This window comes from Psychrobacter sp. GTC18467 (genome assembly GCF_055397455.1).
In genome coordinates this window covers 2,488,123-2,501,358 of the sequence record NZ_AP038920.1, presented here as the reverse complement: position 1 = coordinate 2,501,358, position 13,236 = coordinate 2,488,123, and the positions used below count along the sequence as shown (strand labels likewise).

Here is a 13,236-nt window from a genome sequence, read left to right as displayed (position 1 = left end):
GAAGTAATAATGAATACAAAGACTATAGATATTACAGGTGTTGGCATTGGTCCTTTCAATTTAGGATTGGCAGCGCTACTGTCAAGTCATGCTGATATAGAGGCCACATTTTTAGAGCAAAAGCCTGAGTTTCAGTGGCATAAAGGACTGTTATTGTCAGGCACGACACTACAAGTTCCATTTTTTGCTGACTTAGTCACAATGGCGGATCCTTGTCATCCACTCAGCTACTTAAACTATTTACATCAACAGGATCGTTTGTACCAGTTTTATTATTATGAAAACTTTTTAATACCTCGAGTTGAATATAATTATTATTGCCGCTGGGCAGTTAATCAGCTATCCAGTTGTCATTTTGGTGAGCGTGTTTCTTGTGTCTCTTACGATGCCAAGCGAGATAGTTTTGTTATTGACAGTGTGCTGAGTTCAGGTAAAAAAAAGCAGTATATTAGCCAAAATCTGGCCATTGGAATTGGGACAAGACCAAATATACCCAAGTGGTTGCAAAAAATTAGTCATCCTTTGGTCAAACATGCCGCTGAATTTGCGCGTCTACAAGATAAGTTAAAACAGTGTCAGACAGTAACTGTCATTGGTTCAGGGCAAAGCGCTGCTGAATGTGTATTGGCGTTACTTCAATCTTTAACGCCTGCTCAAGTCAATGCTGGGGCCTGCATTCGGTGGGTAACTCAATCAGCAGGCTATCATCCTATGGAATACTCGAAGCTTGGTCAAGAATGCTTTACACCCGCTTATATGGATTATTTCCAAAGCATGCCAAGAGATGCACGGCGTAAAATCGCTAAAAATCAGGGTCTATTATACAAAGGCATCAGCCTATCAACGATAGCAGACATCTATGATCTGCTCTATGAACGCTCCATTGGTGGCCACCACTCAGGGCTGTCTTTAAACCCAAACTGCAAAGTTGTTTCTATTGAAGAAACGGCTCAGTCTGGTTCGCTTCATATCAAATGCGTGCATACGCAATTAGATCAAGCTTTCACATTAGAGACAAATGCTGTCATTGCCGCAGTCGGTTATGTTCATGATTGGCCAGAATGGTTGACTCAGCTAAAAGGTTCTGTGTTAGCAACAGACGATAATAATGACTTTATTGTACAAAAAGATTTTACAGCGCTCAGAGATGATGAAGGAACAGGAAAGATTTTTATACAAAATTCAGAAATTTTTCAACAAGGGGTGGGCTCTCCCGATTTAGGTATTGGCGCCAACAGAAATGCAGTAATTATCAACCAGTTGGTTGAGCAAGCGCGTTACCGAGTGCCCAAACGCTCTGCTTTTCAGCAGTATGGTATCCCTGAGGATGCAATTTTAGATGGATAACCGATTTTAAAGTCGTTGATACAGCTTAAGACGATCACCGAAAGTCTCTAACTTACTTCTTTTATAGCCAAAATTTTTTATGTTCTGCCTTTGATATTAGGTAGGGCGTCTTTATATTTTTTTATTATAAGTGCATGCATTTTATGTTTGATACATTTTTTTTAAATACCGTAGCGCTCTCATGATATTACGGTTATCGGTTTTGTTTGTCATATTTTGTCTAGCCTCGCTTACGATTGGTGTTAAGCAGATCGCATGGACTGAATGGCTTTCTTTTCCTCCAGATACATGGCTTACGTTAACCGCCAGTCGCTTACCACGATTAATTGCCCTGATACTGACAGGAATAGGGTTATCTGTTAGCGGCGTGATTTTACAACACATCGTTCGCAACAAATTTGTTGAGCCAGCAACTTCGGGTGGTTTAGATGCTGCCAAACTTGGCATTTTGGTCTCGCTCACCATACTTCCTAGCGCCAGTACAAGCACTAAAATGATTTTTGCGTTACTCTTTTGTTTTGCTGCCAGCTTACTTTTCGTCTTTATTATTAGTCGTATTCAGTTCAAAAACTCTGTGCTCATTCCCGTTCTTGGGTTGATGTATGGCAGTGTGCTGAGTTCAATAGCAGAATTTTATGCGTATCGACATAATATTTTGCAAAGCATGCAGGGGTGGTTGTTAGGAGATTTCTCAAGGGTCGTACAGGGTCATTACGAACTTATCTATATTATTTTGCCTATTATTGTACTGGCTTATTGTTATGCCCACCGCTTTACCGTGCTGGGTATGGGCGAGGATATGGCTGCTAGTCTCGGACTCGGTTATGTGGCAACTGCTGCCTTAGGTCTCATACTGGTCTCAGTAACGATTGCCGCGTCAGTGATTACAGTCGGCGCTATACCTTTTGTAGGGTTGGTCATTCCAAACCTAGTTGCTCTTAAGTACGGAGAAAACCTGTCACGGACATTGCCAATTGTTGCCTTAGGTGGTGCTTGCTTGTTACTGATTTGCGATGTTTTTGGAAGATTGATTATTTATCCTTTTGAGGTTCCTATTGGTCTTACTGCTGGCGGATTGGGAGGGGTAATATTCCTCATACTTATCATGAGGGGTGTGAAATGAGAACGGTTGTAAAGATTCGAGTGACTTTGATAGTCATTGTATGTTTAGCACTTGTTTTTTTGTTTATAGACTCAGGTTTTGATTTTAATTACTTAATCCCAAAGCGCTTAATTCGTTTGGCTACTATTGTACTGGGTAGTGTATGTTTGGCTTTTTCTGCCATCATTTTTCAAACCATTGTGGGCAATCGAATTTTGGCGCCTTCTATCATGGGTTACGAAGCGGTTTACTTGCTATGGCAGGTGCTACTGCTGTTTATGATGGGTACGAATGGATTAATGATACTGGGCGTCAGTGGTAATTTTGTTGTATCCATCGCATTGATGCTCGGCTATTCTTGGGCGCTACATCACTGGCTTTTTCCAAGATGTAAACATGATGTCTACACGTTATTGTTATTTGGTTTGGTGTTGACAATGGTCATTGGTACGGTCACGCAGTTTATCCAGTTGCGTATTAGTCCTGGAGAATTTTCAATTTTTCAGGGGCTAAGCTATACCTCATTTAATCGATCACAGCCAGAAACTTTATTTTATAGTGTCTTGGCAGTAGCCCTTGTATTGTGGGTTAGCCGAAAAACACTGTCTACCCTAGATATTATGGCACTTGGTCGTGAGCAGTCGCTTTCTCTTGGGGTAAATCATCCTAAATACGTTCAACTATATTTGGCTTTAATTGCCGTTTTGGTGGCCGTCTCTACCAGCTTAATTGGTCCAACGGTATTTTTAGGCGTGTTTATTGCCAATATTGCTTATGCACTGGCAAGAAGCAATCAGCACAGAGTTACATTGCCCATTGCCTGTGCGATTACGATTGTCATATTTTTAGTAGCTCAAATTTTCGTTGAGCATGTTTTTAATTATAAAACCAGTGTCAGTATTCTAGTCAACCTTGTAGGTGGCATATACTTTCTTGCACTGACGGTTCGTACTCGAGGATTTGCATGATTACCATTCAGCATGTTCATAAACGCTATGGCAAAACATCTATTCTGTCAGATATCAATTTAGAGTTTCAGGCAGGCAGTGTCACCTCTTTAATTGGTCCTAATGGTGCTGGCAAGTCCACCTTATTGATGATGATGGCAAGGCTATTGCAGCCAAGTGATGGACAAATATTATTTAATGGGCGCAGCCTCTGTCAGATTCCGACTTCTAAATATGCGCATTATGTTGCGACGTTGCGGCAGTCTTTAGGGTTTAATTTGCGTCTGACAGTCGATGAATTGGTATCCTTTGGGCGTTTTCCATACAGCCGTGGTGCTTTAACCACAGAAGACAAAAACGTCATTGATGAAGCTATTGATTTTTTGGCATTGGCGCCGCTACGTCATGCTTATTTGGATGAGTTGAGCGGGGGTCAACGGCAAATGGCTTTTTTGGCGATGACCATCGCCCAACAAACAGACGTATTGTTATTGGATGAGCCGCTAAATAATCTTGATATGAAGCATGCCGTGCAAATCATGCAAGCTTTACGTCGTCTTTGCGATGAGCAGGGGAGAACAGTGATTTTAGTGATTCATGATATTAATTTTGCAGCCAACTATTCAGATCATATTGTGGCTTTGAAAAATGGGGAACTTAGCTTTCATGGCACCTCTGAACAGGTCGTGACAGAAACCAACTTAAGGGAGTTATACGATATTGATTTTGAAGTTATTCGTAGTGAACGTGGTTGCTTATGCAACTATTTTAATTTATCAAAGGTAACAGTATGAATTTGAATAAAAAAGGTTGGCTTTGGATACTTGCGTTCTCAGCCGCTATATCATTGCAAGGATGTAAGCAAGCAGCGACTGAGCAGACTCAAGTATCACAAAAGCTTGAAACACCTATCACAGTTGAGCATGAACTTGGTACAACAGTAATTACTCATCGCCCTCAACGTGTCGCCGTATTGGATATGAATGAAGCAGATTTTTTAGACAAGCTTGATGTTCCGATTGCAGGAATGGTTAAAGACTATATTCCTCACTATCTTTCTAAGTACAAAGAAGATACCAAAGTAGAAGATCTGGGTGCTATTGTCCAGCCGAATATGGAACGTATTCATGCGCTACATCCTGATTTGATTTTAATGACGCCACTCCATGCTGCCAATTATAAAGAATTGTCAGAGATTGCGCCAACGCTACATTTTGATGTGAACTTCAATAACAGTCAGCATCATATAGCGAGTGTGAAAGATCACTTATTAACACTAGGTCGTATTTTTAATAAAGAATCATTAGCAAAAGAGCAGGCTACACAGTTAGATAAGAGGGTTAAAGAGGTTCAAGATTTCACGAAGAATCGACCAGAAAAAGCACTGGTGGTCTTACATAATAATGGAGCGTTTAGCAATTTTGGATTACAGTCACGTTATGGTTTTATTTTTAATGATTTGGGAGTCAAGCCTGCAAGCACAGTCACAGAAGCTAGCCTGCATGGACAACCAATTTCTAGTGAATTTATACAGCAAGCTGATCCAGACATTCTTTATATCGTAGACCGTACCGCTGTCATGGAGCACCGCGCTGTTATTAATCCTGATGATGTGAGCAATCCATTACTTCGTCAAACAAAAGCATGGAAAAATGGCCGCGTTGTTTTTGTTGATGCTGATGCGTGGTATATAGCAGCCGCCAGTCCTACCTCATTAAATATCATCATGGACGATGTTCTTAAAGGGTATAAATAAACCCTTTAAAAACTGAGAAATTTTAATATAAACAAGCTTAAACCAAAAAAGATAGACTTATTTTAATTATTAACAATTATCATTTACATTTTTATTATCGTTAATCGTTATTCCTAAAAAATTAAAAGGATGTATTTATGTACCCACTTCAAATGCTGGACATTGAAAATAGTAGTAGACAAGACCCGAGTAAGAATACACTAACCTTCGTACTAAATCATATCGTCTCAGCAAAACTCACCATGGCTTTAGGAATTACAGCTGGAACAGCAATCATTTGCATGCCTGCTGCATTTGCACAGACAAGTAATACTGTAATTCGCAATGAGCAAATCACTACATCTAGCATTGGATCACAAAGTGCAAAAAATGATGAAGAAACACCAACGGTTACACTTTCGGCAATAACAGTAAAGGCTGAGCGTAGCGATAATCCTATTTATGCAGGCGGGCAGGTAACATATACCAATCACGCGGGATTTTTGGGAAATAAAGAATTTTTGGAAACACCATTTAGTGCTGTGAGTTACACCAATAAATTTATTGAAGATCAGCAAGCCACAGATATTACCGATGTTATTGCTGCAACTGATCCTTCTGTTTATGCTAGTGGTGCCAGTGGAGAAAGTCTTGAAAGCTACTATATCCGAGGCTTTGCTTCAAATAGCAACGATGTTACGGTAAACGGCTTGTCTGGTATGGCACCTTATTATCGAAGCGCACCAGAAATGTTTGAACGTGTCGAGGTTCTTAAAGGTCCCTCAGCGATGCTAAATGGTATGTCCCCTAATGGCTCTATTGGTGGTGCTGTCAATTTGGTCACTAAACGCGCAGAAGATGAACCATTGACGCGTGTGACAGCAAAATATCTATCAGATTCACAATTTGGCGGTCATGTGGATGTAGGACGCCGTTTTGGTGAAGAAAAACAGTTTGGGGTTCGAGTTAATGGCGCTTATAGAGATGGCGAAAGTGCTGTCAATGACCAAGAAAAACAAGCCAAACTGGCTTCTATTGCGCTAGATTGGAGAGGTGAACGTGCACGAGCCTCAGCTGACCTTTATACAACAAAAGATCATGTTGATGGACCAACTCGAGGTATTACGATAGCCTCAGGAGGTGCTATTCCAAGTGTTCCAAATCCAGATACGTTATTGAACCCAAGTTGGGCTAACTTTATTACCGAAACTAAAGGCATTATAGGGCGCGGTGAGTTAGATATTAATGATCAGTTGGCAGCGTATGCTTCTGCGGGCTTGACCAAATGGAATTATAATGGACTCAGCGCAGATAGTGCTAAAGTAACTAATGTTAACGGTGACATTACAACAACCCTAGGAGCAACTGGTGACGATAATAAAAGAAAATCATTTGATCTAGGTTTAAATGGTCAATTTCAAATGGGCAATATTGACCATCAAGTCGCGACTAATATTACTCACTACGATGAGGAATACAATTTATATGCAGCAAGGTTTCGTGGTGTTAGTGTTAATACCAATATTTACAACCCGATGTGGGGATCCAAACCTGACTTAGATTTAAATTTACCACTTTTGCTTACCACAGATACAAATTTGACCAGTTATGGGATTGCAGACACGTTATCGTTTGATGACGATAAATATCAATTGACCTTAGGTGCACGGTACCAAACGCTAAAAACAGAACAAACGGGCGGCATGTTATCAACGGGTACGAAATATGATGAAAATGCTATAACGCCTTCAGGCGCGCTAGTGATCAAAGTAACCGATCAAGCTTCTTTATACGCAAATTATATAGAAGGGTTAAGTAAAGGCGCGACAGCACCTGCGAATGCAGAAAATGCAGGTGAAATTTTTGCGCCTTATAAAACCAAACAAAAAGAAGTGGGCGTAAAGATAGATCTTGGTGATTTTGCTCATACCTTAAGCGCTTATGAAATCGCAAAACCCAACAGTTATACTGATACCACTACTAATATTTTTTCTTATGCAGGGGAGCAGCGTAATCGAGGTGTGGAATGGTCAGTTTTTGGCGCGCCTGCTGAAGATTTACGTTTAATGGGTGGAATTAGCTATATTGATGCTAAGTTGACAAAAATGAACAGTGGCGTTAACGAAGGCAATCAAGCGGCGGGTGTGCCAAAATGGCAATCTAAGATTGGAGTAGAGTGGGATGTACCTTTTATAGAAGATTTGACATTAACAGCAAATGCAAACGCAGTATCTAAACAGTACCTTGAAAACGATAATATACAGTCATTATCAGGTCGCACTATATACGGTCTTGGAGCACGCTATACAACCGCTGTTAATCAAACACCACTCACAGTTCGAGCTAGTGTTGACAATGTAATGAATAAAGCCTATTGGACAACGGCACATTATAATGATTTGGCGATAGGTGAGCCACGCACCTTTATGCTGTCGGCTACAATGGATTTTTGATTTAAGCTAAAGTGCATTGAACATTACAAAGTGAGTTATAGTGCTGCAGATTTGCCGTAACCAAGTAGGAAATGTGTCAGCACATAATTCACACTAAGAGCAAAGCGTCAGTTAACTGAGCCAGCAGTAAGCAAATAGTTAAGCACATCATGAAAGAATACTCAGCTTATGGGTAGGTTGACTGCTTTTAAAATAAAAATACGTCTATGGGAAAGATTTTAAACTGTTATAGGTGTTTTCCTATAACAGTTTTTTTATATAGTTTGGAAGACTAATTTTGCTTAAGATTTTTTGGTTATGTTGGGATATAGCTTATTTCTAAATTAAAATAATGTTGACTTTATTATCAGATACATTTATTAATATTTATGTAATATATTAGACCTCTTGCAAAAGTATCCCAACTTGCTAGGATATCCGTAACTGACTCACAAAGAATGACCATATTATGCCCGATACCGCCAAACTCCTTAGCCAAAGCAATGCTAACTTCAAACGCTACACCGGTATAGAAAAAGCGACCTTTGAGCACATGCTTAAAGCCATGCAGGCGCATGAGACTCAGAAGACAAAATCTGGCAGACCAAGTGAGCTCAGTCTGGAAGAACAAATTTTACTGGCGCTAACCTACTGGCGGGAGTATCGAACACTTTATCATATTGGCATGGACTTTGGGGTTCACGAATCTTCAGCATGTCGCATCGTTCGTAAAGTTGAAGATATTCTTATCACGTCAGGTCAATTTGACTTACCGAAAAAACTGCCAAGCAGAACAGACGATGACATTAACTGGTCAGCGGTCATTGTCGATGCCACAGAAACCCCGATTGAGCGTCCAAAAAAAACCAAAAACAATACTACAGCGGCAAAAAGAAACGACACACCCTAAAGGCACAGCTCATCATTCATTGGCAAACGGGGACGATATTAGACGTTCAAACCTGCAAAGGCTCAGTTCACGACTTCAAGCTCTACAAAAACACTCGACCAGATTGGCTGCCGGATACGGCATATATCCTGGCAGATGGCGGTTATCAAGGTCTTGCTAAATTGCATGACAATACGTTCACCCCGTTCAAAAAGCCTAAAGGGGGCAGTTTGATTAGTGAGGCCAAACACGCCAATCAGTACCTTGCTAAGTGTCGTATTTTAATTGAGCACAAAATAGGATTGGTTAAATTATTCAAGATGGTCGCTGAACGCTATCGCAACCGAAGACGACGCTATGATCTTCGGATGAAGTTATTCACAGGCATTGTCAACTTTGAGAATGCGCTTTAACTTTTGCAAGAGGTCTATTATATAGTAACGGTAAATAATCATGAGATTGAATACGTTAATCACACTGTCAACCGCCAGTATTGGAATAGTTTCTTCATTTGCCACAAGCATGGCATATGCTGACACTGATAAGGGGCAGAAGTGGTTAATGTCTCAATCTCAAAGTCCTAGTAGCGCTATAGCTCACTCTCTGCAAACTGAGCAAGAAATGAGCCAAACTCTTAAGCTACTCCAGTCTCAAATAAAATCTACTGACTTAACCTCAGCACTAACTGTTGAATCTAGTACAGAAGGTCTAGTGCGTCTTGCCTTATTGGCTTATCACCAAGAAAAGATATTGCATCCTGCATGGCAAAAGCTGACTGATAATCAAAATATCGATGGCGGCTTTGGTCATATGAGCGATTGGCAATCTAATCCGCTTGACACCGCTTTTGTATTAATTGCTTTATCTGAAACCAATTATCTGTCCGATCTTGATGCAACCACTCTTAAGCTTTGGCAGTCTCGTATCAACAAAGCTCTAAGCTACCTTGCAACTCAGCAGCACCAAGATGGTGCTTACAAAATTTCTCATTTAGATAACTTATATACCAGTAGTTATGTTCTGTCAGCATTTACACCGTATATAAAAAATCAAGGTCAATACATTAGCAATGTACAAAATTTGGTGAATTACCTTGGCTCTAGACAAACTGCCCCCGCGACTTGGTCTACCCAAGAAAATGAAAAAGGATTGTTTTTAGATGCGTTAGTTGCAGAAAGTCTATATCCCTACCAGGACAGTAATCACCAAGCTGCCTTTCGTACCAATTTTAATAATCGCGTATTAGCATTACAGGCTGAAAATGGCAGTTGGCAGGGTGATGTCTATGTCACCTCTTTAGTGCTACGGGCATTGAACAAGCTGTCGCAGCCAGTTGTTAATCCCATTACCTCAGCCATCAGTTTATCAACATTAGATACTGAGACCTTATTACCTTTAAGCGGGGTAGCATTGACTGCAAGCAGTGCCAACAGCGCTCAAGATATTAATATTATCAGCGACGGTGATGGCAATATCATTATACAAAACGTAGCTGCAGGAAATTATTGATGTATGCTGACAAAACTGGAGAGGAAAACTTGGTAAACTAAGCGTATTCATCGGAGTTTATCATGACCAAGAAAATAACCCCTTATAGCGACGAATTTAAAGCCGAAGCCGTCAAAAAGATTGCCGACAACAACGGCAACGTTTCAGCGACCGCAAGACAGCTTGGCATTGCCATGCAAACCCTATCGAACTGGAACAACAAAGCCCATCAAGGCAAGCTGATTGGCACCCGTCAGTATGATGCCGACCTTATGGCGATTTTAGAAGAAAACAAGCGTTTAAAACGGCAACTTAAGATGGCCGAGGAGGAACGTGAAATACTAAATGAGGAGGGATAAAGCGAAGCACTGCTTCGCCCCGACGCAAGGGGAGAGCTATGCTCGAGTGGGCAACGGCGTACTTCGCGGAAAACAGCTCGTAAAGTACGCCTTTATCAAAGCCCACCTTTTGGAATTCAGCATTTCTGGGATGTGCCGTGTGCTTGGCGTCAACCCCTCAAGCTATTACGACTGGGCAAAGCGTAGTATCAGTGATCAGCAGATTCATCGCAACCAGTGCGAGCTGTTGGTCAAGGCGGCTCATCGTCAAACTCAGGAGCGCTACGGTATTGATAGGCTTCACGCTCATTTAATCCAGCAAGGGTTTACGATCAGCCGCTACATGATCCGGCGAATAAAAGAGCAGCACGGCATCAAATGCCGCCGTCACAAGCGCTTTAAAGTGACCACTGACTCAAACCATAACAAGCTGGTCTATGACAACGTATTAAATCAGCAGTTTGATCGGCAAAGCCCAAATCAAGCTTGGGTCAGCGACATCACCTACGTTTGGACTGCTGAGGGCTGGCTGTATTTAGCAGGGGTGAAAGATTTATTCACCAAAGAGCTGGTCGGCTATGCCATGGGACCGCGAATGACCGCAGATTTGGTTTGCCGTGCGCTGATGGCCGCAGTGAAAAACAAACGACCGGCTAAAGGGCTGATCGTTCATTCAGACCGCGGCAGTCAGTACTGCAGCCATGCTTATCATAAGATCATTGATCAGCATGGGTTCATAGGATCGATGAGTGGCCGTGGCAATTGTTTCGACAATGCACCTATTGAAAGCTTTTCGGGTGAAGAGCACTGCTCCGCAAGAAAGAATGAGTTGGTATACCATCAAGACTATAAAACCAGATTTGCGGCGATGACTGACATTCGCCAATACATTGAGCTTTATTATAATCAGACGAGAATTCAAAAGGGTTTGGGCTATAAATCGCTAAGACAGGTGTGGTTTGACTTTTATCGTCAGGCGGCGTAATTAGAATCTCCCAAGTTTAGCTCTACGGGATTGACGGCATATACCACCAGAGAACAAAATAAAAATACCTCTATAGGCAAGTCTACAAAGGCAGTTGGCATCAAGAAAGGGCAAAATAGTTGGAAAAGCAAAGGACTATCTGACGCTCAAATCAAAAAGCTTGCAATCTATAAAGACCAGTTTGTAGAAGCAAATACCCACCTACTGCGCGATAAAAACATCAGCTATTACGATGCATTCGAGGGCTTTAAAGATCAGCTAAAAGATCCTGAACACGTTGGTAAGTTCCACATGCTGGCTGAATTTTTAGCCCTTAAAAAAGGTGACGAGCCACCAAAAGTCGCAAAAAAGCCAGCTCAAAGCAAGAAAAAATCATCTAAAGACACAACTAAAGTTAGCAAGCATAAAGGCTTAACCGCTGAGCAAATTGATTTTTTTGCCAATCATAGTGAGTTTCAGATTGATCATCCAGTGAAGAGTTATGAGGTTGGGAGTAAAGATCACATCAGCTATCTAAAATTTAGAATGGACTCTGCGCCAGGCGAATTTTATAAGACAGATTTTGATAAGTATTTGAAATAAATAGACTAAAAAAAAGAAAACCCTGCACAAAGGCAGGGTTTTCGCAATTGTCCAGGGGGGAGGTGTTAACCTACGATACCCCTAGCTCACAACTTAATTATAAGGCTTTATAATTGTGAATTCAACAGCCAATGCTGAGATGGTAAAGAATACCTTGTCGCTGCCAAGATTATCTACTTATGAAAAACAGGCGTCGGATCTAGAAGGCGCATTAAAATTGTATCTATGGAATGCAAATCTATCAGGCGCTTTTTTTCCTTGCTTACATATTTGTGAGGTGACGATCAGAAATGCTGTTTCAGAAGTGCTGTTTAGGTTGCACGGCAATCAGTGGCCTTGGGATATTGGTTTTATCAATACTTTGCCTAATCCAAGACATGGCTACAATCCTAGAAACAACTTAAAGCAAGCTCGGGACAAATTATCGGATGTTAACAAGGTCATTCCTGAACTTAACTTTGTATTTTGGCAAACAATGTTTACTCGTCGTCATGATGAGCAGCTATGGTTGCCGCACTTTAGAACAACGTTTCCAAATGCTGATAGTAATACTGAAATTGCAGCATTGCGAGGTGAAATATTTAATGATTTAGAGAAAATCCGCAAATTGAGAAATCGTATCGCTCATCATGAGCCAATATTTAAAAGAAATCTTGAGGCTGACTATCAAGCAATTATTAAGATAATTGGCTACCGCAGCCAAGATACTGCCCAGTGGTTAGCCTCAAATCAAGAGGTAGTCTCATTACTGAGCAATAAGCCTGAATAGTGATTAGATTTTGATTGTAGCTTTTTGGCAAACTAGTCAAGTTCAGCTTTGGCGCGGCTGGCGTCTTGCGCTTTGGTTGAGGCGCGGAGGTAGGCTCGGATAAACATAAAGGCTCACAGACTGTTATAAGTGGTTTCATTATAGCAGTCTGATTTAGATGGTTCTAATGGTCAGTTTTGAGCCGGATTTAGTGGTTCTTATGGGGTATGCTTGTTATGACCCAGAATTTAATTTATTTTAAAAAAGTCTGATTAATCTCGTCTCCAGTAATAACTTCATCAGTTTCTTCATAATCTTCAGGTTTATCGTAATCGTATTCTATTTCAAATTTACCATCAGGATACAGAGTGAACGTTAATCCCCATATTCTGTCTCCTGTTAAGTTCAGTATATAATTTCTAATGAATATTGCAGCATCCAACCCTTCCCATATAGCATCTGTATTATCTTTAAAACCTCCTACATCTGTTTTATTTCCTTCAAAAACTAAAAAGTGATCAGCAGTTGCCATCTTAAAATAAATATTAAAATCAATCTTAATAACATCCCAAGGTCTGCCTTCAGCAAAAGCTAAACTATACTTTCCAAGATATTCATAAGCTTGATCAATTGATTCCATGTC

At 40.7% G+C, this 13,236-nt stretch carries 11 protein-coding genes and 2 pseudogenes; 12 read left to right on the top strand and 1 reads right to left on the bottom strand.

Annotated elements, in window-relative coordinates; translation table 11 throughout:
* Positions 1–9: 9 nt before the first annotated feature.
* From basC to ACZ5XY_RS11015, 12 genes and pseudogenes are all read left to right on the top strand, one after another.
* A complete protein-coding gene (basC, locus tag ACZ5XY_RS11070; protein WP_464741650.1) occupies positions 10–1,347 on the top strand; it encodes a putative histamine N-monooxygenase in 1,338 nt (445 codons plus the stop codon).
* A 181-nt stretch (positions 1,348–1,528) separates the two neighbouring features.
* On the top strand, positions 1,529–2,470 hold the full coding sequence (locus ACZ5XY_RS11065) for an ABC transporter permease (protein WP_464741648.1): 942 nt from the start codon (positions 1,529–1,531) through the stop codon (positions 2,468–2,470).
* Complete coding sequence (locus tag ACZ5XY_RS11060; protein ID WP_464741646.1) at positions 2,467–3,417, top strand: iron chelate uptake ABC transporter family permease subunit; 951 nt, start codon at positions 2,467–2,469, stop codon at positions 3,415–3,417. Before ACZ5XY_RS11065 ends, ACZ5XY_RS11060 begins: the two co-directional genes overlap by 4 nt.
* Complete coding sequence (locus ACZ5XY_RS11055) at positions 3,414–4,190, top strand: iron ABC transporter ATP-binding protein (protein WP_464741644.1); 777 nt, start codon at positions 3,414–3,416, stop codon at positions 4,188–4,190. Before ACZ5XY_RS11060 ends, ACZ5XY_RS11055 begins: the two co-directional genes overlap by 4 nt.
* Positions 4,187–5,152: a siderophore ABC transporter substrate-binding protein gene (locus ACZ5XY_RS11050; RefSeq protein WP_464741642.1), complete on the top strand. Its 966-nt coding sequence runs from the start codon at positions 4,187–4,189 to the stop codon at positions 5,150–5,152. The genes ACZ5XY_RS11055 and ACZ5XY_RS11050 overlap by 4 nt, the downstream gene beginning before the upstream one ends.
* 137 nt (positions 5,153–5,289) lie before the next feature.
* Positions 5,290–7,584 (top strand): TonB-dependent receptor, encoded by a 2,295-nt coding sequence (locus ACZ5XY_RS11045; RefSeq protein WP_464741640.1) that lies wholly within the window; start codon positions 5,290–5,292, stop codon positions 7,582–7,584.
* Positions 7,585–8,032: 448 nt separating this feature from the next.
* Positions 8,033–8,473 carry a transposase family protein gene (locus ACZ5XY_RS11040; protein WP_464740915.1) on the top strand — a complete coding sequence of 147 codons (441 nt, stop codon included), beginning with the start codon at positions 8,033–8,035 and terminating at the stop codon, positions 8,471–8,473.
* An 8-nt stretch (positions 8,474–8,481) separates the two neighbouring features.
* A pseudogene (locus ACZ5XY_RS11035) lies at positions 8,482–8,865 on the top strand (transposase family protein); the annotation flags it as partial.
* Positions 8,866–8,905: 40 nt separating this feature from the next.
* Complete coding sequence (locus ACZ5XY_RS11030) at positions 8,906–9,961, top strand: prenyltransferase/squalene oxidase repeat-containing protein (RefSeq protein WP_464741638.1); 1,056 nt, start codon at positions 8,906–8,908, stop codon at positions 9,959–9,961.
* A gap of 62 nt (positions 9,962–10,023) precedes the next feature.
* A pseudogene (locus ACZ5XY_RS11025) lies at positions 10,024–11,263 on the top strand (IS3 family transposase).
* Positions 11,264–11,293: 30 nt separating this feature from the next.
* Positions 11,294–11,845, top strand: coding sequence for a hypothetical protein (locus ACZ5XY_RS11020; protein ID WP_464741636.1), 552 nt, complete (start codon positions 11,294–11,296; stop codon positions 11,843–11,845).
* Between the two features lie 115 nt (positions 11,846–11,960).
* Complete coding sequence (locus tag ACZ5XY_RS11015; RefSeq protein ID WP_464741634.1) at positions 11,961–12,614, top strand: hypothetical protein; 654 nt, start codon at positions 11,961–11,963, stop codon at positions 12,612–12,614.
* Between the two features lie 232 nt (positions 12,615–12,846).
* Here ACZ5XY_RS11015 and ACZ5XY_RS11010 read toward each other — a convergent pair whose 3' ends face one another.
* Positions 12,847–13,233 carry a hypothetical protein gene (locus tag ACZ5XY_RS11010; RefSeq protein WP_464741632.1) on the bottom strand — a complete coding sequence of 129 codons (387 nt, stop codon included), beginning with the start codon at positions 13,231–13,233 and terminating at the stop codon, positions 12,847–12,849.
* Positions 13,234–13,236 lie beyond the last annotated feature (3 nt).

Coding starts and splice junctions, on each gene's coding strand:
- ACZ5XY_RS11010 (WP_464741632.1), bottom strand. CDS start 13,233: ATGGAATCAATTGATCAAGCTTATGAATATCTTGGAAAGTATAGTTTA.
- ACZ5XY_RS11050 (WP_464741642.1), top strand. CDS start 4,187: ATGAATTTGAATAAAAAAGGTTGGCTTTGGATACTTGCGTTCTCAGCC.
- ACZ5XY_RS11030 (WP_464741638.1), top strand. CDS start 8,906: ATGAGATTGAATACGTTAATCACACTGTCAACCGCCAGTATTGGAATA.
- ACZ5XY_RS11060 (WP_464741646.1), top strand. CDS start 2,467: ATGAGAACGGTTGTAAAGATTCGAGTGACTTTGATAGTCATTGTATGT.
- ACZ5XY_RS11040 (WP_464740915.1), top strand. CDS start 8,033: ATGCCCGATACCGCCAAACTCCTTAGCCAAAGCAATGCTAACTTCAAA.
- basC (WP_464741650.1), top strand. CDS start 10: ATGAATACAAAGACTATAGATATTACAGGTGTTGGCATTGGTCCTTTC.
- ACZ5XY_RS11045 (WP_464741640.1), top strand. CDS start 5,290: ATGTACCCACTTCAAATGCTGGACATTGAAAATAGTAGTAGACAAGAC.
- ACZ5XY_RS11065 (WP_464741648.1), top strand. CDS start 1,529: ATGATATTACGGTTATCGGTTTTGTTTGTCATATTTTGTCTAGCCTCG.
- ACZ5XY_RS11055 (WP_464741644.1), top strand. CDS start 3,414: ATGATTACCATTCAGCATGTTCATAAACGCTATGGCAAAACATCTATT.